This is a genomic window from Flavobacterium sp. PMTSA4, from assembly GCF_032098525.1.
Classification (GTDB): Bacteria; Bacteroidota; Bacteroidia; order Flavobacteriales; family Flavobacteriaceae; genus Flavobacterium; species Flavobacterium capsici.
This window is the reverse complement of record NZ_CP134890.1, coordinates 1899560-1925610: the sequence shown is the minus strand read 5'-3', so window position 1 is coordinate 1925610 and position 26051 is coordinate 1899560. Positions and strand designations below refer to the sequence as shown.

Genomic DNA, 26051 nt, shown 5'->3' with positions numbered 1-26051 from the left:
AATATCTGAAATCTAATATTTATGATGAACTGGGAACAACTTTTATCTTTAAAACGTCAAGGCGACAAAGGAAAACGTTTACGAATAGAGCAAGACGACACACGTTTAGGTTTTGAAGTAGATTACGACCGAATTATTTTTTCGTCACCATTTAGAAGTTTACAAGATAAAACACAAGTCATTCCGTTATCAAAAACCGATTTTGTGCACACACGTTTAACGCATAGTTTAGAAGTTTCAGTTGTTGGTCGTTCAATAGGACGATTAGTTGGTAAAAAAATCATTGAGAAATATCCACATTTACACGATGTTCACGGTTTTCAAGCGAATGATTTTGGTGCAATTGTTGCCGCGGCATGTTTAGCACATGACATAGGAAATCCGCCTTTTGGACATTCGGGAGAAAAAGCCATTGGCGAATATTTTTCCATTGGAAAAGGACAACAGTTTAAAAGTCAGTTAACCGATAAACAGTGGCAAGATTTGATTGATTTTGAAGGAAATGCAAACGGTTTTTCAGTTTTGACAAGTTCACGACCAGGAATTGACGGAAGTTTGCGTTTAACTTATGCAGTTCTGGGTGCTTTTATGAAATATCCGAAAGAAAGTTTGCCAAAAAAACCAACTAAAAATATTTCAGATAAAAAATATGGTTTCTTTCAAAGTGATGCCGTTTTTTTCAAAGAAGTTGCTGAAGAATTAGGTTTAATTCGAAATAAAACAGGAAACGATATTGGTTTTGAACGTCATCCGTTGGCTTTTTTAGTAGAAGCTGCCGATGATATTTGTTACACTATTATCGATTTTGAAGATGGAATTAACCTTGGTTTAGTTTCCGAAGATTATGCTTTGGAATATTTAATAAAATTAGTAAAAGACACCATTGATACAAAGAAATACCAAACCTTAACAACCAAAGAAGATCGAATTAGTTATTTGCGTGCTTTGGCAATTGGAAACTTAATTAACGATGCCGTTCGTGTTTTTCTAGAAAATGAGGAAGCAATTATGCAAGGTAAATTTCACTTTGCATTGACGGATAAAAGCAAATACAAGGCACAAATGGATGATATTATTAAATTGAGCGTAAAAAACATTTATCAAAGTAGAGAAGTGATTGAAAAAGAGCTTTCGGGCTACCAAATCATAAATAATTTATTGGATAAATTCATTACTGCTTACAATAATAATCACGAAGGAAAATCTACGAACTACGACAAATTATTATTAAAAATTCTTCCAGAAAAACATCATCTCGAGAAAGATAATCTTTATGAGCGATTGCTTCACATTTGTCATTATATTTCGTTGTTAACAGATGGGAAAGCCTTGGAATTGAATAAAATAGTTACGGCTTAAAAATCGTAAACTAAACCAACGCCAAGCATTTGTTTTAATTGAATTTTTGGACCAATAGTAATTTGTTCGCCATTCAGTTCTTCTGTTGCTTTAATATCATCGTCATAAATAATATGAGCTCCAATATTGGCTTTTACATATTCGTTTACCACTAAATCAAATTTGAATTGCCAATCAACATCAATATTTCCAAATTTATTGATGTAATCAGAATAAAGACTAACTCTATTTTCCCAAATGATGTTTTTGAAAACTTCTTTTTTGTATTGACTAGTTACCAAAAAACCAAGTTCCATTCGGTATAATTCACCTTCAGTCAGCAAATTTCCGTCAACATCATAAGTTGCTTTTTTAACTCCAAACGCTCCTTGATTGGCTAATTTTTGGTCTAAAACTAAAGTGGTTTTCATAGTCAAAGGCGAAATATATACAGAGAATTTTTCAGCTTTATTGTTGTATTCAGAACCAGTACCTAAGAAAAAATATGCCGGAGCAAAAGGTTTTGAAATTGCATTTGTAGTGTTTGGATATGCATAACCATTTGTAAATTGAGTACTAAAATTAAATTTAGCAGTTGTATACCAATGAGTCAAAGTATCTTTTCTGTATCCCAAAGTTGAGTTGAATTTTATAGCATCATCAGTTTTTCTGAGTTCAATTCCATCTTGTTTATTAACTCCGTATCTAATGATTAATTCGTTTACCCATTTTAGATTATTCTTATTGTATTTTCTAATAAAATCGCCTTTTAATAAACCCGAAATTGAACTCACACCTCCAGCATTCCAATTTACAAAAGCAATTTGTGAAATGTCTAAACCAACGGTATTTTTTTGTTTCCAAAACGAGATGGAATCTTTTTTTGGAATAGTTTGTTCTTGAGAAAAAGTTGTAGATGAAATGATTAAAATTAGGAGAAATAAACTTGACTTAAAAAATTTCATTGCGCTAATACTTAAATTTTTGGCAAAAATCGGTTTTTCAATATTTAGAAAAAAGTAATTCTAAACTTTTAACGTCAATTTTACATATTTTTTGCAATTCTTCTATAGTTCCGTGTTCAATAAAAGCATCGGAAATACCCAGATTTTTGATAGAATTTGTATAATTATTAGCTATTGCAAACTCACAAATGGCAGAACCAAATCCGCCTTTTACAACACCATCTTCTATTGTAATAATATGATGGAAATTTCCAAAAATTTCATGTAAAAGCATTTCGTCCAATGGTTTTACAAAACTAAAATCATAATGGGCAAAATCATTTTTATTTGAAAGATTTTCAATAGCTTGTGATGCATTAGTTCCAATAAAACCATTAGACAAAACAGCAACTTTAGTTCCTTTTTTCAATAAATGTGCTTTACCTATTTCTATTTTTTGAAATTTTGATTTTGAAATTTTAAAGTTTGGAATTTTTCCTCTACCACGAGGATAACGAATTGCTATTGGATGATTTAATCCTAATGAAGCTGTGTAAAGTATATTTTGTAAATCTAATTCGTCTTTTGGTGCATAAATAATCATGTTAGGAATGCATCTCAAATAAGCCAAATCAAAAACACCATGATGAGTTGCACCATCTTCACCAACAATTCCAGCTCTGTCTAAACAGAAAATAACAGGAAGATTTTGTAATGCTACATCATGAATTACTTGGTCATAAGCACGTTGTAAAAAAGTGGAATAGATGTTACAAAAAACAATCATACCTTGAGTTGCCATTCCTGCGGCTAATGTTACCGCATGTTGTTCGGCAATGCCAACATCAAAAGCTCTATCTGGAAAAGCATCCATCATAAACTTCATCGAACTTCCGCTTGGCATTGCGGGTGTAATTCCGACGATGTTTTTATTTTTTTTGGCTAACTCAACTAAGGTTAACCCAAAAACATCTTGAAATTTCATTGGTAGATTTTCTTCCGATTTTGGAATAATTTCACCTGTTATGGCATCAAATTTTCCTGGAGCATGGTATTTTACTTGATCTTTTTCGGCTTGTTGTAAACCTTTCCCTTTGGTAGTAATAATGTGCAAAAATTTTGGGCCTTTTACTTTTTTCAATCGTTCCAATTCAGAAATCAAAGCATCAAAATCATGACCGTCGATTGGACCAGAATAATCAAAATTCAAAGATTTAATCATATTATTCTGTTTCGGATTTTTACCTTCTTTAACTGAAGTTAAATAGTTTTTCAAAGCACCAACACTTGGATCAATTCCAATGGCATTATCATTTAAAATTACCAGCAAATTAGCATCAGTAACACCAGCATGATTCAATCCTTCAAAAGCCATTCCGCTGGCAATGGAAGCATCACCGATAACCGCAATATGATTTCTTTTTTCACCTTTCAATTTTGAAGCAATTGCCATTCCTAAAGCAGCAGAAATTGAAGTAGAAGAATGACCAACGCCAAATGTGTCATAAATACTTTCACCACGTTTAGGAAAACCTGAAATTCCGCCTAATTGTCTGTTAGTATGAAATCGTTCTTTTCGTCTGGTTAAAATTTTATGTCCATAGGCTTGATGACCAACATCCCAAACCAATAAATCATTTGGGGTATTAAAAACATAATGCAAAGCAATTGTTAGTTCAACAACTCCTAAACTCGCACCAAGATGACCTTCTTTTACCGAAACAACATCAATAATAAAATCGCGTAATTCCTTTGCTAATTCAGGCAATTGAACAGTTTCCAATTTTCGTAAATCGGATGGATTATTGATGCTTTCAAGTAATTTTTTTGACATGAGACAAATGTACGAATTGAAATCGTATTTTTGTTTTATGGAAAATCCTTTTACAGACGAATATTTTATGAAAAAAGCGTTGCAAGAAGCCGAAATCGCTTTTGAAAAAGGAGAAATTCCTGTTGGTGCTGTAATTGTAATTGATAATAAAATCATAGCAAGAACTCATAATTTAACCGAATTATTGAATGACGTTACGGCACATGCTGAAATGCAAGCCATAACTTCAGCGGCAAATTTTATTGGCGGAAAGTATTTAAAAGGTTGTACACTTTTTGTGACTCTTGAACCTTGCCAAATGTGTGCTGGTGCTTTGTATTGGAGTCAAATTTCTAAAATTGTTTTTGGCGCTCGAGATGAACAACGCGGATTCATGAGTTTAGGAACGCAATTACATCCAAAAACAGAAGTAAAACAAGGTGTTTTGGCAGAACAAGCTTCTGAATTAATGATAAAATTTTTTGCGTCAAGAAGGAAATAATTTAGACAGAATTTTTTTCTTAAAATAAAATCTTTTCGATATACTTTTTTTCTACTTTTAACGTTATGTATTTAATTGAGGGAAAGTTACTCAAGAAAAAGTTCTAATCATTAATTCTCTATTTTAACCATGAAAAACTGTAAAGTGTTCTGCTTGTTGATTGCACTTGTTATGTGGCAATCCTGTTCCAAAAAATCAGCTGCTGATTTTGATTCCGATTTCGCTCTTTTCAAAGAATACATCACAGGTTTTTCTTCAGGTTATGTCTCGGTTCATTCTGATTTTAGAGTACAATTGGCGTTCAATAAATCCGATTGGAAACCTAATCAGGAGTTAGATGACGATTTATTCGAAATTTCTCCAAGTGTTAGCGGAAAAGTAGTTGCGCTTTCGAGTAATACTATTGCTTTTGTTCCAAAAGAGAAGTTAGAACAAAATACTTTGTATCAAATCACCTTAAAGCTTTCAAAAATCACTAATAAAGTTCCAAAAGAATTATCCAATTTTAATTTTTCTGTAAAAACCATCAAGCAAGATTTTATTGTTAACACATTGGATTTACAATCCTACAATAATGACACCTATTACCTGAATGGTGTTATAAAAACAGCGGATAAATTGAGTTTTGAAGAAGCTCAAAAACTATTAAATGTTACTCAAAATGGTGAAAAGCTGAAAATCACTTTTGACAAACCGGCAAGTTCAGATATGGAGTTCAAGTTTACTATCGAAAACATCAAACGCTTTGATGATGATAGTAAAATTAATATTGCTTGGAATGGTGATGATGTAGATATTGACCAAAAAGGCGAAGTTGATTTTCTGATTCCAGGTAAAAATCAATTCAAAGTCTTAAAGATTGATATTGGCGATGCTAATAATCAATCGATTTTAATAAATTTTTCGGATCCATTAAAAAAAGATCAAGATTTTAAAGGTTTAGTAGCGATAGAAAATACCAATAATTTGAAGTTTTCAACTATGGGTAACGTATTGAAAGTTTTCTTCAATAATGAACCAGAAAAATCAAATGTTGATAAATCATCTTCTAAAAATACTGTCGAAGTAGTTGCAGATTCTGCAGCGGTAGATACTGCGGTTGCATATGTTGAAAATTATGAAGAAGAAACAGAAGAAAAATCGTTTTCTGGAAGCAGATTGGTTGAAGTTTTTCAAGGAATTGAAAATATTGATGGTTATAAAATGAAACAGAACTATTCTGAGAATATTCTTTTTGAGCAAATAAAACCAGGCGTTAAATTTTTGAATAGCGGTTCAATTTTGCCTAGTTCAAATAATTTGAAGATTAATTTTGAAGCGGCAAATTTGAATGCAATTGATGTAAAAGTTTATAAAATATATAAAAATAACATCTTACAGTTTCTTCAGGATAACGAATTAAACGGAACTAGAAATTTGAAACAAGTAAGTCAACCTGTTGCAAAGAAAACCATTCTGTTGAAACAAAACAACCTTTTAGATTATACTAAATGGAATACTTATGCACTTGATCTTTCAAAAATAATAAAGCCTGAACCCGGAGCAATTTATCGAGTTGAATTTTCTTTTAAAAAGAAATATTCCATGTATAAGTGCGGAAATGGTTCAAGCGAATCGAGCAATGAACGCGAAAGCGATTATGAAGAAGAAGATGAAAATGATGTCAATTACAGCTATAACAATTATGATTACTATTATGAAGAAGATTATGAATGGCGAGAAAGTTTAGATCCATGTGAGGATTATTATTTTTTCAGCAACACAAAAGTTGGATTAAATGTTTTAGCATCAGATATTGGAGTTATTGCAAAACGTGGAACGGATAAATCAATTGCAATCGCTGTTAGTAATATTGTTACCACTGAACTAATTTCGGGAGCAACTGTCGATTTATATAATTACCAACAGCAAAAAATTGGTAGCAGTAATACAGATTCTGATGGTTTTGCTTCTTTTCAGTTGGATAAATACGCCTATTTTGCTGTAGTTACAAAAGGAGAAAACAGTACTTATCTGAAATTAGATGATGAATTATCTTTATCGGTAAGTAATTTTGATGTAGCTGGTGAAACACTTCAAAAAGGATTGAAAGGATACATTTATGGCGAACGTGGCGTTTGGCGACCAGGTGACACGCTGCACTTGGCGTTTATTTTAAATGATAATGCCAATAAACTGCCTTCAAAACATCCGGTAAAATTAAAATTGAATGATCCAAGAGGAAAAACTACGTTCCAAAAAGTTGTTCCTATGAATTCTATGAATCATTACAAATTTACAGTTCCAACAGAATCTAGTGCACCAACAGGAAGTTGGGAAGCTGTTGTAAGCGTTGGTGGAGCAAGATTTTACAAAAATATCAAAATTGAAACAATCAAACCAAATCGTTTAAAAATTAAAAACAGTTTCAATGAACCAATTCTTTCTGCTTCAAAAGAAAATACAAATACGATACAAGTTTTGTGGCTTCACGGTGCTGTAGCTAAAGATTTAAAAACGGAAGTTCAAGCCAAATTTTCGCAGCAAGTAACTTCGTTTAAAGGTTTTTCGAATTATGTTTTTGATGATCCAACACGACAATTTTCGACTGAAGAAATTAATATTTTTTCAGGAAAAGTTAATGATAAAGGTCAAGCAATTGTTCCAATAAAACCGAATATTAAAGAACAAGCTCCAGGAATGCTTAAGGCAGCTTTTATAACTAAAGTTTATGAAAACGGTGGCGATGTTAGTACTGATGTCGCTTCAACAAATTATTCTCCATACGTTACATATGTTGGAATAAAATCTCCACAAGAGAACCGATATGGAATGTTAGAAACTGACAAAAACAATCGTTTTGATATCGTTACGGTTGATGAAAAAGGAAAACCAAAAGCGGGTTCTAATTTAGATATTAGAATTTATCGTTTACAATCACGTTGGTGGTGGGATGCTTCAAATGATAATTTATCAAATTATAGCACTTCAAATTCAACATTAGCATATAAAAATTTTAAAATCAACACCAATAGCACTGGAAAAGGTAGTGTAGCTTTTTCAATTCCCGAAAATGATTGGGGAAGTTATTTAATTAGAGTTTTAGATTCTAATGATGGTCACGCAACAGGAATTCGGTTTTATATTGATTCGCCTTATTGGAGTGCAAGATCAAGAAATTTGGATGGAGAATCGGCTACAATGTTGCGTTTTTCAACAGATAAAACAAATTATAATGTTGGTGAAAAAGCTAAAATATTTTTCCCATCAAGCGAAGGTGGAAGAGCTTTAATTTCTATTGAAAACGGAACAAAAGTGCTTAAAACACTTTGGGCGAAAACAAATAAAGGAGAAACATCAGTAGAATTACCAATTACAGGTGATATGGCGCCAAATGTTTATATCAATATCACTCTTTTACAACCTCACGCTTCTTTAAAAAATGATTCACCAATAAGAATGTATGGAGTCGTTCCAATAGAAGTAGTGGATAAAAACACTGTTTTAGAACCACAAATTTCAATGCCAGAAGTTTTAAGACCTGAACAAACAATTGCTGTAAAAGTTTCTGAGAAAAACAAAAAAGCAATGTCCTATACCATTGCAATTGTAGATGATGGTTTGTTGGATTTAACCCGATTTAAAACACCAAACGCATGGGATAATTTCTATACTCGTGAAGCTTTAGGTGTTCGTACTTGGGATATTTTTGATGATGTGATTGGAGCATATGGTGGAAAAGTGAGTCAAGTTTTTAGCATTGGTGGTGATGCCGATTTAGGTGGTGGAAAAGCCAAAAAAGCCAACCGTTTTCAACCTGTTGTGATGTATTTTGGACCTTTTGAATTAGGTAAAGGTGAAACGAAAACTACTAAAATTAAAATTCCAAAATATATTGGTTCTGTGCGAACAATGGTTGTTGCTGCAGATTCTAAAACAAGTGCTTATGGAAAAGCAGAAAAAACAACTCCAGTTCGCAGTCCATTGATGGTTTTAGCATCGTTACCTAGAAAAATTTCACCATCCGAAAAAGTAACTATTCCAGTAACGCTATTTGCAACAGAAAAACAAATTAAAATGGTTTCATTGCAAATAAAAACCAACAATGCAGTTAAAGTGGTTGGGAAAACGAATCAAGTTGTGACTTTTTCTGAACCTGATGAAAAAATGGCCTATTTCAATTTGGAAGTTGGAAATGCTACCGGAATTGGAAAAATTCAAATTATTGCTACTTCTGGTAAAGAAAAAGCGAGTTATGATGTAGAAATTGATGTCACCAATCCAAATCCAGTTACAACTGATTTTAAAGACGTTATTGTAGAAGCCAATAGTTCAAAAACTATTTCTTGGGAAAGTTTTGGTGTTGCAGGAAGCAATCAAGCAAAGTTGGAAATTTCTTCAATGCCAACTATTGATTTTGGGCGAAGAATGCAATATTTAATTCAATATCCACATGGTTGTGTAGAGCAAACAACATCATCTGTATTTCCTCAACTATATTTGAATGATGTTTTGGATTTAGACAGTTCACGAAAATTTGCAATTCAAAAAAACATCACTGCAGGCATTCAACGATTGAGTAATTTTCAATTACCAAATGGAGGTTTCTCTTATTGGCCAGGAAATTCAGAAGCAGATGATTGGGGAAGTTCATATGCCGGACATTTCTTGATAGAAGCAGAGAAAAAAGGGTATGTGATGCCAATTAATTTTAAAAACAAATGGATTTCATACCAACAACGAATGGCAAAACAATGGAGATTTGACAAGCAATATGGCAATGATTTAGCGCAAGCCTATCGTTTATATACTTTGGCAGTTGCTGGTTCACCCGATTTAGCATCCATGAATAGATTGCGAGAAACAGTTGGAATTTCTAACGAAAGTAAATTACGTTTGGCAGCAACTTATGCTTTAATTAAACAAGATTCAGCTGGATTAGCTTTGTTAAGTAAATCATTTATTGATGAACAAACCGACGAATATTATTATTCCTATTATGGCTCAAGAGAACGAAACCGTGCGATGGCTTTAGAAACTTTGATTTTATTAGGTCAAAAACAGAAAGCCTTTGAAATGGCAACTAAATTGGCAAAAAGTCTTTCGAGTAATCAATGGATGAGTACGCAAACTACGGCTTATGGACTATTTGCTATGTCGAAATTTGCTTTGAATAATGGTACAAAAGGAATTATTGCACAATATACCAATGGAGGAAAAACAGTAGAAATTAATACCCAAAAAACGATTTCTCAACGTGATTTAGTTGTAATATCATCCAAAAATTCTGTTACGATTAAAAACAAAAAGAATAATACTTTGTTCGTTAGAGTTTTGAATAGCGGAATACTTCCTTTTGGAAAAGAGCAAGTTATACAAAATAATGTTAAAGCTAGTGTTGCTTTTGTAGACAGAAAAGGGAATTCAGTTTCTGTTTCTAAAATAAAACAAGGCACAGAATTCATAGCTGAGGTTACGATTTATAATCAAAAAAATGAAAGAGTTGATAATATAGCTTTAACGCAAATTTTGCCTTCTGGTTTTGAAATTGTCAATACACGTTACACCGAATTTGGTGAAGCAACTACCAATAATGCCGATTATATTGACATTCGTGACGATAGAGCGAATTATTATTTTGGTTTAAAAGCTTATGAAACACGTAAGTTTAAAATACTATTGAATGCGTCTTATTTAGGAAATTATTATTTACCAGGTTTACAATGCGAAGCCATGTATGATAATACGTTTTTAGCTAGAAGCAAAGGTCAATGGATTGAAGTAGTAAAATAAAAAATTAAAAACCCTTTCGGAGTATTCCGAAAGGGTTAATTTACTAGAAATGAAAACCAAAATCAGTACTTTTTGGAATAAAATAAAAGTTTACTTCAAAAACAATCCTAAGAAATGCATCGCTGTTATTCTTTTGTTGTTGGGTTACTATTTTTCGTTGCCAAGAACACTTTTTGAAGAACCTTATTCAACTGTAATTGAAAGTAACGAAGGCGAATTATTAGCGGCAAAAATTGCTCGTGATGGTCAATGGCGATTTCCTGCAAAAGATAGTATTCCAGATAAGTTTAAAAAATGTATTGTTTATTTTGAAGACGAACATTTTTATCATCATTCTGGGTTTAATCCTGTTGCAATGGCCAAAGCTATTCAGCAAAACAGAAAAGCAGGGAAAGTTGTTCGTGGCGGAAGTACATTAACCCAACAAGTTATTCGTTTGGCAAGAAAAAATAAGAAGCGAACTTATTTTGAAAAAGCTATCGAAATTATTTTGTCAACACGATTTGAACTTCGTTGTTCAAAGGAAGAAATTTTGAATTTATATGCAGCTCATGCACCATTTGGTGGAAATGTAGTAGGTTTAGAAATGGCGTCTTGGCGTTATTTTGGGGTACAATCACATCAATTATCCTGGGCAGAAACCGCAACTTTAGCAGTTTTACCTAATGCACCAAGTTTAATTTATCCGGGTAAAAATCAAATAAAATTGCAGAAAAAGAGAAATGCGCTTTTAAAGAAATTATTTGATGAAAAAGTTATCGATAAACTAACGTATGAGCTTTCCATTCAAGAACCATTGCCGCAAAAACCATATGATGTTCCGCAGATAGCCCAACATTTATTGCAAAAAGTAGCCAAAACCAATGAAGGGAAACGAATAAAAACTACAATTTCTTATTCAATTCAAAATAGAGCAAATCAAATAGCACAATACTATTACAATCAATACAAACAAAACGAAGTTCATAATTTAGCTATTTTAGTTATTGATGTTAAAAACAGAAATATTGTAAGTTATGTTGGAAATTCGCCAACGGATAATGAACATAATAAAGATGTTGATATTATCAGTGCACCAAGAAGTACGGGAAGTATTTTGAAACCCTTTTTATTTGCTTCTATGATTGATGATGGGGAATTGTTGCCTAATACTTTGGTTGCAGATATACCAACACAAATTTCAGGTTATACACCGCAGAATTTCAATAATTCTTTTGATGGTGCAGTTCCAGCGCAACGTGCTTTGGCACGTTCACTAAATATTCCAGCGGTTTTAATGTTGCAAGAACATGGTGTAAATAAATTCTATGAATTATTGCAACAATTCAAGCTTCGAAACATTAATAAATTGCCCGATCATTATGGCTTATCTTTAATTCTTGGTGGTGCAGAAAGTAATCTTTGGGATTTATGTCGAACTTATTCTAATCTAACAGGAACGTTAAATTATTTCAATCAATCGAATGGGAAATATCGAAGTAATGAATTTGTAGAATTGAATTATAGAAATGGTTTTAAGCAAGATTTCGGAACTTCTGGTTTTCAAAAAGAGATATTAAGTGCTGGTTCTATTTATTTAACTTATAATGCCATGAAAGAAGTTAATCGACCTGAAGGCGATGAAGCATGGAAGTTTTATGATTCGGCTTTGCAGATTGCATGGAAAACTGGAACAAGTTTTGGAAATCGCGATGCTTGGGCAATCGGGACCAATTCAAGATATGTTGTTGGCGTTTGGGTAGGAAATGCCAATGGCGAAGGAAGACCAGAATTGACTGGAGTTACTAATGCTGCGCCAATACTTTTTGATGTTTTTAATTTATTACCTAGAAAAAATTGGTTTCAAGCACCATTAAACGATTTAGAATCTGCCGAAGTATGTAAACAAAGTGGTTATTTAGCACAAGATGATTGTCCGAAAATGAAACAATTAATTACAAAAGTTGGTAAAAAAACAGCCATTTGTCCTTATCATAAATGGGTTCATTTGGACAAATCGGAACAATTTAGAGTAAATAGTGATTGTGAATCAGTAGAAAATATGGTCAATAAAAAATGGTTTATTCTTCCGCCTGTAATGGAATGGTATTATAAATCGCAACATATTGATTATAAAACGTTACCACCATATCGTTATGATTGTCAACAATACCAACAAGCATCGATGGATTTTATTTATCCGAAACCGAATAGTAAAATTTATTTGGCAAAAGATTTTTATGGAAAAATTCAACCTGTTATTCTCAAAATTGCACATTCTAATAGAGAATCAAAATTATTCTGGTCATTAGACAATCAGTTTTTGGGCGAAACACAAACGTTTCATGAAATGCCAATAAAACCCGAAACAGGAATACATTACATCACCGTTACAGATGAATTTGGGAATGAAATCAAACGAAAAATTGAAATTATTAACGAGTAATTTTTGTTAAGTTCTGTTGTTTAGAGAAATTGTTCTTTACTTCAGAGAATTGGTTTCCTTTTTTAGAGAATTAGTTCCCTTATTTAGAGAACTCACGTCGTTAATTAGAGAACTAATTCGTTTCGGAAGAGAACTAACTTCTTAATTTAAGAGAACTACTTTCCTTAATTAGAGAATTACTTCCCTTTTTTAATAAACTAGTTTCGTAAGTAAGAGAACAAGTTCTCTTCGGAAGAGATGTTGTCTTTTTATTAAAAAATAGGCACAAAAAAACCGCCAATCTTTCGAAAAGCGGTTTTTATTTTTTCTATATTTTCTTTCCTTCTTCGTCGAAGAAATGATATTCTAGATACGTGTAAGCGTCACGAGGTATGATTTTCACCCATTTTTTATGTTCAAAAAGCCATTTTGAACGTAAAGATGGAAAACCTTTTTTAAGGTATGCTGCCACAAAAGGATGCACATTTAGTTTTATCTTTTTATGGTCTTTAATAATTTTTTCAAGATCAGAAGTAATGTTATCAATTATCGAAATCGGTGCTTCCACATCACTCGATAGATTGTTTGGGTTTTCTTCTCTTGTTTCAATATTGACTTCTGGTCTTACGCGTTGACGTGTTATTTGAACTAATCCAAATTTACTTGGCGGTAAGATTTTATGTTTGGCTTTATCGTCATCCATTTCTAGTTTCAAGAAATCATACAACACTTTTCGATTGTCTGGATTTTGCATATCGATAAAATCGACAACAATAATTCCACCCATATCTCGAAGTCGTAGTTGGCGAGCAATTTCTGCTGCTGCAATCATATTAACTTCTAAAGCTGTGTCTTCTTGGTTAGAAGCTTTGTTTGAGCGATTTCCACTATTTACGTCAATAACGTGAAGAGCTTCAGTGTGTTCTATAATTAGATACGCACCTTTGCTCATGGAAACAGTTCTTCCAAAGGATGTTTTTATTTGTCGCTCAATGTGATATTTTTCAAAAAGCGGAACATCTTTGGATTGATAAAGTTTAACTATTTTTTGTTTCTCCGGAGCTATTTCGGCTAAATAGTCCTTTGTTTCTTGGTACAACTCCTGATCGTCTGTTAATATACTAGTAAAAGTATCATTAAAAACATCTCTTAATATTGAAGAAGCTTTGTTTAACTCTCCTAATACTTTTGACGGATGATGAGCAGTTGGTAATTTTTTACACATTGCAGTCCATCTATTCATTAATGACTGCAAATCTTTTTCTAATTCGGCTATACTTTTGCCTTCGGCTACTGTTCTCACAATAACCCCAAATCCTTTTTGTTTAATTGATTGAACTAGTTTTTTCAAACGGTCTTTTTCTTCTTTTGATTCTATTTTTTGAGAAACAGAAACTCTATCCGAAAAAGGAACCAATACTACATATCGACCAGCAAAGGAAAGTTCTGCACTTATCCTTGGACCTTTTGTAGAAATAGGTTCTTTGACCACTTGAACTAAAACTGATTGGTTTGCACTGATTAAATCAGCAATAGAACCATTTTTATCAATCTCTTTTTCAAATTGGAAATTTTTTAGGGAGAAATCTTTTAGTTTACCTGCGCTTACAAGTTTTATGAATTTCATATAAGAATTGAAACTTGGACCTAAATCATGATAGTGTAAAAAGGCATCTTTTTCGTAGCCAACATTTACAAAAGCAGCATTTAATCCGGCAACTGGTTTCCTTATTTTGGCAATAAAAATATCGCCAACTAAGAAGTTGCTTGTTTCTTGTTCTTTATGTAATTCAATGAGTTTTCCATCTTTTAATAAGGCAAAATCTACAGCACCTTCACTAGATCTAATAATTAGTTCTTTATTCACGGTGTAAATTTTAATCTGCAATGTCAGTTGTTAATTGTTAGCTGAAATAAATTTCAACTTTCAACTTCCAGCTTATTTTACAGATGGATTAAACATTTTTAAACAGGTATTATTACCCGATAGGAAAATTAAATTCCAATTTTTAAAACATTTTTTCAACTCATTTGATAAGTTGATACATTCTGTTTTAGCAATAGGAGGTTTTGAAATTTTCCAAATTTCAATGAACGGTTTTAAAAAAAGAAAAGTAGTTAGAGAACTACTTTTTCTTTTTGTGACGGTTAGCTCTCGCTCTCTTTTTACGTTTGTGAGTAGCTACTTTATGTCTTTTTCTTTTTTTACCACTTGGCATACAATGTAGTTTTTGTGATTAATAAATATGTTATACTGCGATTTCAGTATTTGTTTTTACAGACTCTACAAATACTTTAGCAGGTTTAAATGCTGGAATATTGTGTGCAGGGATTTTGATTGTGGTGTTTTTAGAAATGTTTCTTCCTGTTTTTTCTGCTCTAGTTTTGATAATAAAGCTTCCGAAACCTCTTAAATAAACATTATCTCCAGTTTCTAAAGAGTTTTTTACCTCTTCCATAAATGCTTCAACTGTTGCTTGAACATCACCTTTTTCAAGACCTAATTTTTCTGAAATCTTAGCTACGATATCTGCTTTCGTCATTTTTCTTTCGTATTTAAATATTATGTGAAATTTTTTGAGGTTGCAAATATATGAATTAAAAAAACAATATTTCAAGCATAATCTATTAAAATTTAATCAGATAAAGAATTATTTTTGCTAACCACATTTTAAGTATGAATTTTTCTAACACTTTAATACATTGGTATTTACAAAACAAACGCGATTTGCCATGGAGAAATACGGTTAATCCTTATCAAATTTGGCTGTCAGAAATCATGCTTCAACAAACGCGAGTTGCTCAAGGATTGCCCTATTTTTTAAAATTTATTGATCGTTTTCCAACCGTTTTTGATTTAGCAAATGCTGATGAACAAGAAGTGTTAAAACTTTGGCAAGGATTAGGGTATTATTCCAGAGCAAGAAATTTGCATAAAACGTCTCAAATAGTGGCTCTAAATTTTGAAGGTAAATTTCCGGATAATTATAATGACTTATTAGAATTAAAAGGAATTGGCGAATATACAGCTGCAGCTATTGCTTCTTTTGCATACAATGAAAACGTTCCTGTGGTTGATGGAAATGTTTTTCGTGTTTTGTCTCGTTACTTTAATATTGAAACTGATATTGCTTCTTCTGGAGCAAAAAAAGAATTCACAGCTTTAGCCAAAGAATTATTACCCGATGGAAAAACAAATTTATTCAATCAAGCAATAATGGAATTTGGAGCTTTACAATGTGTTCCAAAAAATCCAAATTGTGAAAATTGTGTTTTGAATTCTAGTTGTTTGGCTTTGAAGTTTAAAAAAGTATCCGATTTGCCCATTAAATTAAAGAAAACAAAAGTCCAAAAGCGTTTCTTTAATTATTTGATTTTTAAAGATGCGATTGGAAATACAATACTTCAAAAAAGAACTCAAAAAGGAATTTGGCATAATCTATATGAGTTTTCTTTGATTGAAACACTTGATGAGACAAGTGATTTGGAAGTAATGGAATTAATAGAAAGACAAAATTTTATCAAAAATCAAATTGAAAATATAAAGTTGTTGAATCCCATAAAAATAAATCATAAGCTTTCTCACCAACATTTATCTGTTTCATTTTGGGAAGTTCAAGTTGAAGGGAAAATTGAAAACGGAATTGACTACAAATCAGCGCTAAACTTTCCGTTTCCAATAGTCATTTATAATTTTATTTCAAAAAATTGGAAATAAATCTCAAAAAAAGTATTAAATTTGAGAGTATAATGTCTGTATAATGAGTAGTGGAACCTTGAATAAAGTAATGCTAATTGGTCATCTTGGTGACGAAATTAAGATGCACTATTTTGAAGGAGGAAATTGCATTGGAAGATTTCCTTTGGCTACTAATGAAGTTTACATTAACAAACAAACCAATGAAAAAATAACTTCTACCGAATGGCACAATTTGGTAGTAAGAAATAAAGCTGCTGAAATTTGTGAAAAATATTTATCAAAAGGTGATAAAATTTATGTAGAAGGAAGAATTAAATCGAGACAATGGCAAGCTGAAGATGGAACAACAAAATATACAACAGAAATTCAAGTAACTGAATTTACTTTTTTGACAACCAAAAAAGAGATTGAAGGTTCAAAAAATAATCAAAACATTGAGTCAAAAAACACTACTTTTGACACACCAAATCCCGAAAACGATTTACCATTTTAAAATATGTCTAACTAATATTTGTCTTATTGGATCCGGAACCCAGTCTTAGTTATATGCAAAGCATTGACACTAATTTAATTTTAGGAATTATTGGTGTTTTAATTTTATTATTTCTTTCTGCAATGATTTCGGCAGCCGAAGTAGCTTTGTTTTCTCTCAGTCCAAACGACATGAATAAATTATTTGATGAAAATCCCAGAAAAGGTGATTTGGTTTCAAATTTAATTCAAAAGCCCAAAAAACTCCTAGCAACATTACTTTTAGCAAATAATTTTCTCAACATTGGCGTTGTAATATTATTTTCTATGGTTGGAGATTCGCTTTTTGTCGGAATCGCTTCGCCAATTATAAAGTTTATAGTTGAAGTAATTTTGATTACTTTTTTAATATTGCTTTTCGGAGAAGTATTGCCAAAAATTTATGCTAGTAGAAATAACGTGAAATTTTCGGTTAAATTAGCAACACCATTATTTATATTAGATAAAGCGTTATCGCCAATAAGTTTACCAATGAGAAACATTACTGTTTTTTTGCACAACAAGTTTGGCAATCAAAAAGGCAGTATTTCGGTGGATCAATTATCACAAGCATTAGAGTTAACCTCGGACGATGATACAACTCAAGAAGAGCAAAAAATTCTAGAAGGAATCGTTTCTTTTGGTAATACCGATACCAAGCAAGTAATGAGCCCAAGAATTGATATATTTGGTTTGGATATTGAAGAAACTTTTGCTGAAATTTATCCAAAAATTGTTGAAAAAGGGTATTCTAGAATTCCAGTTTTTAATGAAAATATAGATGATATAAAAGGAGTTCTTTTTGTTAAAGATTTGATTCCACATATTCATAAAAAAGAGTTTGACTGGAAAAGTTTGATTAGAGAACCATTTTTTGTTCCAGAAAATAAAAAATTAGATGATTTGCTTAAAGATTTTCAATCAATGAAAAGTCACTTAGCAATTGTTGTAGATGAATATGGAGGAACTTCTGGACTGGTTTCATTAGAAGATATTATTGAGGAAATAGTAGGAGATATTTCAGATGAGTTTGATGATGAAAACATCAATTTTTCTCAAATTGATGATAAAAATTATCTTTTTGAAGGAAAGATTACACTGAAAGACTTTTATAGAATTATTGATGTAGATGAAGATTTATTTGAAAGTAAAAAAGGTGAAGCAGAAACTTTAGCAGGCTTTATTTTGGAGAATCTTGGAAATTTTCCAAGAAAAGGTCAAAAAATTCATTTTTCAAATCTTTATTTTACCATTGAAACAGTTGATAAAAGAAGAATAAAACAAATAAAAGTAACGTTAGAATAATGAAGATACAATTTAAATACATTTCGCTGATAATAATTACTTTTCTTTTCTGCAGTTGTAAAGATGAAGTATTGCCAAAACCAGCAAGTCAATTAAGATTGGATTATCCAATGGCTCAATATTCAATGTATGAAGATAATTGTCCATTTATTTTTGATGTTAACGATGATGTTGATGTAGAAGAAGATAAAAATTGTGGTTTTAGCATCAATTATCCTAAAATGAAAGCTACAATTTATTTGACCTATAAACCTGTAAACGGAAATATCAATAAGTTGCTACGCGATGCACAAAAATTAACTTTTGAGCATGTAATTAAAGCGGATGATATTCTAGAGCAACCATTTATAAATCAAGAGAAAAAAGTTTACGGAATGTTTTATAGAGTAAACGGAAACGCCGCTACAAATGCACAATTTTATGTAACTGATAGCATTCATCATTTTGTAACTGGTTCAGTTTATTTTAAAGCAAAACCTAATTTTGATTCAATAATGCCTGCAACAAGTTATGTTCGTGATGACATGCAACACTTAATGGAATCATTACAATGGAAATAAAAAAAAATCCAGCTAATTGCTGGATTTTTTATTTATGCTTTTACTTTTAAATCGGAGACTTTGTATGTCTTACCGTCAGCAGTTTTTTCGACTATTTCTTGAAGTTTTTCTGGTGATACAACCGCTGCATCAAAACTAACAGTAGCTTCTTTTTTTTCAAAATCTACATTAGCTTCTTGAACACCTTCAGTTTTGTTTAATTTCTTTTCTATGGTTTTGGCACAACCAATAGCACAACTCATTCCATCAATTTTAAAAGTAGCTACTTCAGGTTTTGCTACAACATTTGGTTTGCTAGATTCAGTTACTGAAGCTGTGTTTGTTTCAATTTCTGCTTTATTGCCAGTTTCTTTACAGCTTATTAATAAAAATGAACTTAAAGCTAAAGTAACCAATGAACTTGTTAATTTCATAAAAATAATATTTTTAGTATTTGTCTTTGTAAATTTTAGGACAGTACAAAAATAATTAAAAATTAAAGTTATTATTCTTAAAATAATTACAAAATTTGAAACTTGAAAATAAAACAATGAAATCACTACAATTAAAATGGGTTTATTTAATAGTTTTAGCTCTTATTTGGGGAAGTTCATTCATACTTATTAAAAAAGGATTAATTGAGTTAACTCCGTTTGAATTAGGTTCGCTTCGAATTATTTTTTCGGCAATATTTTTATTAATTGTAGGATTTAAAAGTTTGCCATCAATTCCTTTACACAAATGGAAGTATATTGCTTTAACTTCAATGCTTGGAACATTTTTTCCCGCTTATTTGTTTGCAATTGCACAAACGCAAATAAGCAGTTCAGTTAGTTCTATTTTAAATTCATTAACTCCATTAAACACTTTAATTCTTGGCGGAATAGCTTTTGGAGTTAATTTTAAAAGAACTCAAATTTTTGGAGTTTTTATAGGTTTATGCGGAACATTACTTTTGATATTAAACGGAGCAGTGCATCATCCAAATCAGAATTATTTTTATACTATTTTGGTTATTGTTGCTTCAATTTGTTATGCAACAAATGTTAATCTGATAAAAAAACATTTATCAGATGTAAAACCTTTAGCAATTACTACAGGCAATTTTTGTGTTTTACTAGTTCCTTCTTCTATTGTATTGTTTTTTACAAATTATCAGGATATTGTCAGTAATGTTGAGGTTCAAAAAGCAACACTTTATATCGTTATCTTAGGAATTATTGGAACCGGTATTGCAAATATTGTTTTTTACAAGCTAATTCAAATTTCTTCGCCAGTTTTTGCAACTTCTGTAACTTATTTAATTCCTGTTGTGGCTTTCTTTTGGGGTTTGTTAGACGGTGAATTTTTAACCCCAATACAAGTTTTAGGTGCTTTCATCATCTTGATTGGAGTTTATCTTTCTAGTAAAAAATAAAAAAAGCCGTATCAATGGATACGGCTTTTTTTAAATTCTATATTTTTTATTATTTGAAATCTTCGTCTGTAACACCTTCGTTAACTTTAACGTCAGTCAATACAAAGTTTAATTCAAATCCTTGGTTCATAGTTATAGAGTATGGGATTTTAACTCCTTTTACATCTTTATAATCACCAAAGTTAGTAGTAACAGTCATCTTTTTATCGCCTCTTTCAACTGTTTTAGCTTCTGCAACTTTTAAACCTGATTTTACATCATAGTAGTATGAAGTATTACCATCTTTAACAATGTAAGCATCACTTCCGTTGTATGGTTCAATTCCATCAAGAACTAGAGTTGTTTTTTTCATTAAAGCCAACTCATCAAAAGTTCCTGCAGTTGCTTTTTCTTCTGCATATTCTTCAGTTGTCATTTCTTTTCTTTGACCTTGTTGAACAGAATATCCGCCTTTTTCATTCACAACTTGTTTTGATAATTCACCCATTCCATCCATAGAAATTGCCATAGACGAATTTCCTTTTGCATCTTTTTTAGAAACCATTTTGATTGGCGCTGGTGCTTGAGGAATTGAAGCTGAACCTGTCATTGATAATGTTTTAACAGCAGCAACAGCTTTATCACCACCAATTGCTTTGATATAATTGTCTAAAACTGTTTTTACAGTTACTCCAGCTGGAGCAGATTTTTTCATTGCAGGTTTTTCGGTTGGATTTCCATATTTATCAAAATAGAAAATTGGAATTTTTAATTTTTCTAAAGCAGGTAATACTTCTGTTGCTTTACCAACAACTAATATTCTTAAGTTGTCTTCTAACATATATTTTTTAGCAACTCTTAAAACATCATCTGCAGTAACTGCATTAATGTTTTTAATATAGTTTTCATAAAAATCAGCAGGTAAACCTTGAGTTTGAATGTTTAAAGCGTAACGTGCAACAGTTGCAGGTTTTTCAACTTGCATAACAAATCTTCCTATGTATCCAGCTTTTACATTTTTCAAAACATCATCTGCAACTTTTTCAGTTCTAAAACGTTTTAATTCTTTTAACGCTTCAACTATTGCGCTATCAGTAACAGCGTTTCTTACTTGAGTGCTTGCTACAAATTTTCCATCATAATATTTCTCTGCATTAACAGAAGAACGTGCGCCATAAGTCCAACCATGAGCTTCTCTTAAATTCATGTTTAAATAACTATTAAAGTCACCACCATAAATTTGATTTGCAACAATTACCGGGAAATAATCAGCATCAGAAACTTTTAAACTAACTGTATTTACAATTGCTAATTCTGATTGAACAGCATTTGGCATGTCAACAAAGTTGATTTGCGTGTATTGAACATTTTTTGGATTAGAATATGTTAATGCTGGAGCAGTAGCTTTTACCCATGAACTAAATAGTTTTTCAACTTGTTTTTTAATTTCTTTAGGGTTTACATCTCCAACAATTACTAGATAAGCTTTTTCAGGAACAAAATAAGTTCTGTAGTTATCTTTTACATCAGCAAGAGAAACATTGTTGATTGTTTCTTCAGATAAATATTCTCCAGCTGGATGATCTTTACCATAAACTAAAACATCTTCTACTCGGTTTGCAACAGCAGAAACGCTTTTCTCTTGAGTTTTTAATCCTTCAATTAATTTGTCTTTTTCTTTGTCAAATTCTTCTTGAGTAAAATTAGGCATTAAAGCACCTTCAGCCATCAACTCTAAAATTCTTTTAGAATGTTTAGATAAACCACTAGCAGATGCACCAGAAGAAAAGAAGTTGATGTTAGCACCTAAAAAGTCAATTTCTTCATTGAATTTATCTTTAGGCGTTTTTGTTGAACCGTTACCAAGTAAACTGCTTGTTAAATTGTCAACACCTTTTTTATTACCTTCAGCATATGGTGAGTTGTCTATAGTTAAACTATAAGAAACTCTAGGTAATTTGTGGTTTTCTACAATTAATACTTTTAAACCATTTGGTAGTGAGAAAGTCTCAGGTTTTTTAATATTAATTTTTGGAGAAGGACCAGGTTTCGGCTGTGTTCTGTCTTGTGCTTGCATAGTTATTGTTAAAAACAAGCTTGATAATATAATTGCTATTTTTTTCATAATAATTTTGGTCTTAGTTTTGAGCTTTGTCTTTTGCTGGAACATAATCCAAAATCAATCTCTGATTAGGATTTAAATATTTTCTGGCTACGTCTCTAATTTCTTCTCTGGTAATTGAACGGTACATTTCAATTTCAGTATTTATCAAATTAACATCTCCATATAATAAGTAGAATGATGCTAGATTTTCTGCAACACCTTCAACACTTGAATTACTGTTCACATAGTTGTTTTCGTTGATGTTTTGAAGTTTTTGATAATCTTTTTCAGAAATTAACTCTGTTTGAAGTTTTACAATTTCTTCGTCAATTTCTTTAATTAAATCTTCAGAAGTAAAATCTCCTTGAGGTAAACCATATAATATGTATTGACCATAATCTTCTTGACTATAGTTAAAAGCTCCAATTTGTAAAGCCATTTTTTTATCGTCAACTATTTTTTTGTATAAACGAGAACTTTTTCCGTCACTTAAAATAGTAGAAATCATATCAAGAACTCTAGCATCACGAGTTTTCATAGATGGGGTTCTGTATGCAGCAACAACCATTGGTTTTTGGATGTTTGGATCTTCATATGTAGCTTTGATAGGTTGAGTAATTGGCTCTTCTACAAAAGTTTGTTTAGTAATTTTTTCTCCTCTTGGAATTGCACCAAAATATTTTTGAATCCAAGCTTTAGTTTGAGCAATGTCAATTTGACCAGCAACAACTAAAACAGAATTGTTAGGAGAATAAAACTTTTTATTAAAAGCCTGAAATTCCTCTAAAGTAGCGGCATCTAAATGTTCCATCGAACCTATTGGCGCCCAACGATAAGGATGAACTTTGAACATGTTTTTCTTAACTTGAGCTATCAAATTACCATATGGTTGATTGTCAACACGTAATCTTTTTTCTTCTTTTACAACTTCATTTTGAGTGTCAACCCCAATTTGATTGATTACTGGATGCATTAATCTTTCAGATTCCATCCATAAACCAACTTCTAAACTATTAGAAGGGAAAACTTCAAAATAATAAGTTCTGTCTTCAGAAGTGTTTGCGTTATTAGTTCCACCATTTGCTGTAACTATTTTAAACCATTCACCTCTACCAATATTTTTTGTGCCTTCAAATAGTAAGTGTTCAAAAAAGTGAGCAAACCCCGTTCTTTCTGGATTTTCGTCTTTTGAACCTACATGATACATAACTGAAGTAATTACAACTGGCGCGGATTGATCGTTATGTAAAATAACGTGCATACCGTTGTCCAAGTCGTATTCTTCAAAAGCAACTTTTTGTGCAGAAGCAATTCCACCTAGCATAAGCATTGTACTTAAAGCAATTAATGATTTTTTCATAAAGAAATGTAATTTTTTCGTTGATAGTTGTATTAGTAACAAACGATATTAATTTGTTACACCAAAAATACTTTATTTATTCCTTTTTTTAAAATTTAAGTATATTGATTCTCTTCAGGAAAGAACATTTTCAAATATTTTTAGGCAATATGTTGTATAAAAAGGAATTAGTTGTATATTTGCACTCTTAAAAAAATTAACTAAACAATTTGTTATGTACGCAATCGTAGAGATAGCAGGGCAACAATTTAAAGTAAGCAAAGACCAAAAGGTTTATGTTCACCGTTTAGCATCTGACGAAGGTTCAAAAGTTTCTTTTGACAAAGTTCTTTTATTAGATGATAATGGAAACGTAACTCTTGGCGCCCCAGCTATAGAAGGTGCTTCAGTAGAAGCCAAAGTGTTACAACACTTAAAAGGTGATAAAGTAATCGTTTTCAAAAAGAAAAGAAGAAAAGGTTACAAAAAAAGAAACGGTCACAGACAATACTTAACACAAATCGTTGTTGAGGGAATTCTTGCTTCAGGTGCTAAGAAAAAAGCAACTAAAAAAGCAGAAGTTGAAGTAGCTGAGGTAACTGAAGAAGTAAAGCCAAAAGCAAAAGCAACAAAAAAACCAAAAACTGAAGAATAATTAACATTTAAAAACTAAAACGTCATGGCTCATAAAAAAGGTGTCGGTAGTTCGAAAAATGGTAGAGAATCAGAATCGAAACGTTTAGGCGTTAAGATTTATGGTGGACAAGCTGCAATTGCTGGTAATATCATCGTAAGACAAAGAGGTTCTAAACATAATCCAGGTGAAAACGTTTACATGGGTAAAGATCATACTTTACATGCAAAGGTTGATGGAGTTGTTAAATTTCAGAAAAAAGGTGATGATAAATCATTCGTTTCTGTAATTCCATTCGAAGCATAAGAATTACTCTTATTGAAATACAAAACCCGTTTCTGAAAAGAAACGGGTTTTTTGTTTTGTGTAATATTTCAAAATAAAAAACCCTCACATTTCTGCAAGGGTTTGATATATATCTAATCTGAAGATTAGTATCTGTAATATTCTGGTTTAAATGGACCTTGAACATCAACTCCAATATAAGCAGCTTGCTCATTGTTTAAAGTTTCTAATTCAACACCTAATTTTGCTAAGTGAAGAGCAGCAACTTTTTCATCTAAATGTTTAGGCAACATGTACACTTCATTTTTATAAGCCGAACTATTTGTCCATAATTCAATTTGAGCCAAAGTTTGGTTAGTAAATGAGTTACTCATTACAAAACTTGGATGACCAGTTGCACAACCTAAGTTTACCAAACGACCTTCCGCTAAAATGATAATGTCATTTCCGTTAACAGTATATTTATCAACTTGTGGTTTGATTTCAATTTTAGTCGAACCATGATTTTTGTTTAACCACGCCATATCAATTTCATTATCGAAGTGACCAATGTTACAAACAATCGTTTTGTCTTTCATTTGTTCAAAATGAGAACCAACAACGATATCTTTATTTCCAGTAGTTGTAATGATGATATCAGCATTAGCTACAACTGTGTTTAATTTTTTCACTTCAAATCCATCCATTGCAGCTTGTAAAGCACAAATTGGGTCAATTTCTGTAACAGTTACAATTGATCCTGCGCCTCGGAAAGATGCTGCTGTACCTTTTCCAACATCACCATAACCACAAACAACAACTCTTTTACCAGCTAACATAATATCAGTTGCACGACGAACCGCATCAACAGCAGATTCTTTACAACCGTATTTGTTATCAAATTTCGATTTAGTAACTGAATCATTTACATTAATTGCTGGCATGTATAATGTTCCATTTTTCATTCTTTCATACAAACGGTGAACACCAGTTGTAGTTTCTTCTGATAATCCTTTGATTCCTGGAATTAATTCTGGGTAACGGTCAAAAACCATGTTAGTTAAATCACCACCATCATCCAAAATCATGTTTAATGGTTTTCTGTCTTCACCAAAGAAAAGTGTTTGTTCTATACACCAATCAAAATCTTCTTCGTTCAAACCTTTCCAAGCATACACTTGAATTCCCGCAGCAGCAATTGCAGCAGCAGCTTGATCTTGAGTCGAGAAAATGTTACATGATGACCAAGTAACTTCTGCTCCAAGAGCAATTAATGTTTCGATTAATACAGCAGTTTGAATGGTCATGTGAAGACAACCTGCAATTCTTGCTCCTTTTAATGGTTGTGTTGCACCATATTCTGCACGAAGTGCCATTAACCCAGGCATTTCAGCTTCTGCTAGTTCAATTTCTTTTCTTCCCCAAGCTGCAAGGTTAATGTCTTTAACTTTGTAAGCTACGAACGGTAAAGTTTGTGTACTCATCTA

Annotated in this window: 19 protein-coding genes; 11 read left to right on the top strand and 8 right to left on the bottom strand. The window is 31.7% G+C overall.

The annotated features are described in order from the left end of the window. The first annotated feature begins 24 nt into the window (after positions 1 to 24). Positions 25 to 1359, top strand: coding sequence for a deoxyguanosinetriphosphate triphosphohydrolase (locus RN605_RS08915; protein WP_313325817.1), 1335 nt, complete (start codon positions 25 to 27; stop codon positions 1357 to 1359). On the opposite strand, the gene RN605_RS08910 is transcribed toward RN605_RS08915, so the two are convergent. Beyond that, entirely contained in the window at positions 1356 to 2303 is a 948-nt protein-coding gene (locus RN605_RS08910) for a DUF3078 domain-containing protein (protein ID WP_313324308.1), read from the bottom strand. The two genes, RN605_RS08915 and RN605_RS08910, sit on opposite strands and share 4 nt — an antisense overlap. Positions 2304 to 2340: 37 nt before the next feature. Beyond that, positions 2341 to 4116 (bottom strand): 1-deoxy-D-xylulose-5-phosphate synthase, encoded by a 1776-nt coding sequence (locus RN605_RS08905; protein ID WP_313324307.1) that lies wholly within the window; start codon positions 4114 to 4116, stop codon positions 2341 to 2343. Between the two features lie 37 nt (positions 4117 to 4153). Here RN605_RS08905 and RN605_RS08900 point away from each other — a divergent pair, with 37 nt between their 5' ends. The 3 genes from RN605_RS08900 to pbpC all read left to right on the top strand — a co-directional run bounded on the left by RN605_RS08900 (position 4154) and on the right by pbpC (position 12794). Then, a complete protein-coding gene (locus tag RN605_RS08900; RefSeq protein ID WP_313324306.1) occupies positions 4154 to 4597 on the top strand; it encodes a nucleoside deaminase in 444 nt (147 codons plus the stop codon). A 129-nt stretch (positions 4598 to 4726) separates the two neighbouring features. Continuing rightward, the gene (locus RN605_RS08895; protein WP_313324305.1) at positions 4727 to 10369 is read left to right on the top strand and encodes an alpha-2-macroglobulin family protein; all 5643 of its coding nucleotides are present in this window, start codon (positions 4727 to 4729) and stop codon (positions 10367 to 10369) included. Between the two features lie 49 nt (positions 10370 to 10418). Beyond that, positions 10419 to 12794 (top strand): penicillin-binding protein 1C, encoded by a 2376-nt coding sequence (gene pbpC / locus RN605_RS08890; protein ID WP_313324304.1) that lies wholly within the window; start codon positions 10419 to 10421, stop codon positions 12792 to 12794. A gap of 307 nt (positions 12795 to 13101) precedes the next feature. Here pbpC and RN605_RS08885 read toward each other — a convergent pair whose 3' ends face one another. Further along, the gene (locus tag RN605_RS08885; RefSeq protein ID WP_313324303.1) at positions 13102 to 14640 is read right to left on the bottom strand and encodes a ribonuclease E/G; all 1539 of its coding nucleotides are present in this window, start codon (positions 14638 to 14640) and stop codon (positions 13102 to 13104) included. A 382-nt stretch (positions 14641 to 15022) separates the two neighbouring features. After that, entirely contained in the window at positions 15023 to 15340 is a 318-nt protein-coding gene (locus tag RN605_RS08880; RefSeq protein WP_313356403.1) for an HU family DNA-binding protein, read from the bottom strand. Positions 15341 to 15450: 110 nt separating this feature from the next. Between RN605_RS08880 and mutY the strand changes: the two genes are divergently transcribed. Genes mutY through gldD form a run of 4 tightly spaced genes read left to right on the top strand, consistent with a single transcriptional unit; the run spans position 15451 to position 18848 of the window. Beyond that, on the top strand, positions 15451 to 16491 hold the full coding sequence (gene mutY, locus RN605_RS08875; protein WP_313324301.1) for an A/G-specific adenine glycosylase: 1041 nt from the start codon (positions 15451 to 15453) through the stop codon (positions 16489 to 16491). A 43-nt stretch (positions 16492 to 16534) separates the two neighbouring features. Next, positions 16535 to 16966: a single-stranded DNA-binding protein gene (locus RN605_RS08870; protein WP_313324300.1), complete on the top strand. Its 432-nt coding sequence runs from the start codon at positions 16535 to 16537 to the stop codon at positions 16964 to 16966. Positions 16967 to 16992: 26 nt separating this feature from the next. Then, complete coding sequence (locus RN605_RS08865) at positions 16993 to 18288, top strand: gliding motility-associated protein GldE (RefSeq protein ID WP_313324299.1); 1296 nt, start codon at positions 16993 to 16995, stop codon at positions 18286 to 18288. After that, positions 18288 to 18848, top strand: a complete 561-nt coding sequence (gene gldD / locus RN605_RS08860) for a gliding motility lipoprotein GldD (RefSeq protein ID WP_313324298.1) — start codon at positions 18288 to 18290, stop codon at positions 18846 to 18848. Before RN605_RS08865 ends, gldD begins: the two co-directional genes overlap by 1 nt. Positions 18849 to 18880: 32 nt before the next feature. On the opposite strand, the gene RN605_RS08855 is transcribed toward gldD, so the two are convergent. Beyond that, positions 18881 to 19261: a heavy-metal-associated domain-containing protein gene (locus RN605_RS08855; protein WP_313324297.1), complete on the bottom strand. Its 381-nt coding sequence runs from the start codon at positions 19259 to 19261 to the stop codon at positions 18881 to 18883. 116 nt (positions 19262 to 19377) lie between these two features. On the opposite strand from RN605_RS08855, the gene RN605_RS08850 reads away from it, so the two are divergent. Further along, complete coding sequence (locus RN605_RS08850) at positions 19378 to 20244, top strand: DMT family transporter (protein ID WP_313324296.1); 867 nt, start codon at positions 19378 to 19380, stop codon at positions 20242 to 20244. A 49-nt stretch (positions 20245 to 20293) separates the two neighbouring features. On the opposite strand, the gene RN605_RS08845 is transcribed toward RN605_RS08850, so the two are convergent. After that, on the bottom strand, positions 20294 to 22348 hold the full coding sequence (locus RN605_RS08845; protein WP_313324295.1) for a M16 family metallopeptidase: 2055 nt from the start codon (positions 22346 to 22348) through the stop codon (positions 20294 to 20296). 13 nt (positions 22349 to 22361) lie between these two features. Beyond that, positions 22362 to 23687, bottom strand: a complete 1326-nt coding sequence (locus RN605_RS08840) for a M16 family metallopeptidase (protein WP_313324294.1) — start codon at positions 23685 to 23687, stop codon at positions 22362 to 22364. Positions 23688 to 23901: 214 nt separating this feature from the next. Between RN605_RS08840 and rplU the strand changes: the two genes are divergently transcribed. Both rplU and rpmA read left to right on the top strand, forming a co-directional pair. Further along, a complete protein-coding gene (gene rplU, locus RN605_RS08835; protein ID WP_313324293.1) occupies positions 23902 to 24321 on the top strand; it encodes a 50S ribosomal protein L21 in 420 nt (139 codons plus the stop codon). Positions 24322 to 24345: 24 nt separating this feature from the next. Beyond that, positions 24346 to 24606, top strand: coding sequence for a 50S ribosomal protein L27 (gene rpmA / locus RN605_RS08830; RefSeq protein ID WP_313324292.1), 261 nt, complete (start codon positions 24346 to 24348; stop codon positions 24604 to 24606). Positions 24607 to 24731: 125 nt separating this feature from the next. Here the strand turns inward: rpmA and ahcY are convergent, their stop codons facing one another. Further along, positions 24732 to 26048: an adenosylhomocysteinase gene (gene ahcY, locus RN605_RS08825; RefSeq protein WP_313324291.1), complete on the bottom strand. Its 1317-nt coding sequence runs from the start codon at positions 26046 to 26048 to the stop codon at positions 24732 to 24734. Between the last annotated feature and the right edge of the window lie 3 nt (positions 26049 to 26051).